We start from the raw sequence: 1,226 nt of genomic DNA, 5'->3' as shown, positions 1-1,226 counted from the left end.
TATGTCTGCCAGCCAGCATTTGTCCGCCCTTGTCCCGTTTCCCGCGACCTTACTGCGCTGCGGCGAAAGTGTGAAACGGTTTTCCCAGCGTGAGACGGCCAAAGCCAAAGCAAAGGCTCCCGCCCCCGCGCGGCACGGACCCGCGGCCCCGGCAGCGTTGGGCAGGGCGCCGTGCTGCGCACGGCGCGGTACCGTTTCCAAACAGACCGGTGCTTAGCCCTCGATGATTTTTAGCCGCCGCTTTGGAAGGCCAGGCAGGGATCCGGCCGGCCGGCCGCGCCCGCGTCAAGCAGCAGATCAAATGTCCCGCTGATCTGCCCGCCCTCGGACTGGCCCAAGCTGCGGATCTGCACCGCTGGACGGGCCTTGGCCAAGTAGACCGCCAGCCCGCGGTCGGTGCGGGCATGGCCATTGCCGGTGATCACAGCCACCGGACCACCGGTTTCCGCAAGCGCGGTATCCGCGGCTTTTGCCAGGGCGGCGTCCCGCAGGCGTTGGAAGTCCACCAGGACAGGCAGCATCTCAACCGGCATCGCATTACAGTGATTCGTCTGCTGGTCCGCCTCGCGCTCGGCCTGTTCTGCCTCCGGTAGCGGCTGATCAAGGCCAAAGCGGGCCGCATCTTCAGCCCGGAAAAAGGCAGCCACGCCGCGTTCCCAAGCTTCCGCAGCCTCTGCTCGCGGCACCTGTGCACCATAATGGCGGGCATCGGCAGCAGCTGCAAACACCGGCGCATAAAGGCTGAAGTCCGGCCAGCCGGAATTCTGCCAATCCAGTTGCCGGGCCGTCAGCCTAGCGTTCGCCAGCGTTTCAGGATCCAGTGCGGCTGCTTGCTCCGCAGTGATCATCTCCCAGACCACCGCCCTAGGCTGCAGCTTTGCCAGCAGAATTGCCTGCCGCTGATGATGCACTGGATTGTCATGCACCTCGCCGAGAATCACAACATCAGCGCCGCTCAGCAGCCGGGCAGCCTCGGACATTTCATCCGCTCGGACGCCAGACAGGCTAAGCGCCGCCAGACAGGCGGCGCTTAGCATTACTTTCAGAAAATTGATCTGCTTTCTCATGAAAGCAATCTGTGCACCTCGCGCGACTGGCCTTCAAGGCATTTGCGCATTTTCTGGAATGCCCCGGCCTCCAGCTGGCGGACCCGTTCCTTGGAAAGCCCCAGTTCGGTTCCCAGACTTTCCAAAGTGCGCGGGCGTTCGCGCAGCTTGCGTTCTGTG

At 63.6% G+C, this 1,226-nt stretch carries 2 protein-coding genes; both read right to left on the bottom strand.

Going from position 1 to position 1,226, the window contains the following annotated elements; genetic code table 11:
• Positions 1–230 precede the first annotated feature (230 nt).
• The gene (locus A2I95_RS39720) at positions 231–1,067 is read right to left on the bottom strand and encodes a ChaN family lipoprotein (RefSeq protein WP_291737845.1); all 837 of its coding nucleotides are present in this window, start codon (positions 1,065–1,067) and stop codon (positions 231–233) included.
• On the bottom strand, positions 1,064–1,226 hold a 163-nt coding region (locus A2I95_RS39715; protein WP_291737846.1), incomplete at its 5' end, for a sigma factor-like helix-turn-helix DNA-binding protein. The genes A2I95_RS39720 and A2I95_RS39715, both read right to left, overlap by 4 nt.

It is taken from the genome of Leisingera sp. F5 (genome assembly GCF_001593695.1).
Note: the sequence above shows the minus strand (reverse complement) of the source record. Positions and strands in the feature narration are given on the sequence as shown.

Excerpts from the sequence above, each read along its gene's own strand:
- A2I95_RS39720 (WP_291737845.1), bottom strand. The coding sequence starts at position 1,067 with ATGAGAAAGCAGATCAATTTTCTGAAAGTAATGCTAAGCGCCGCCTGT.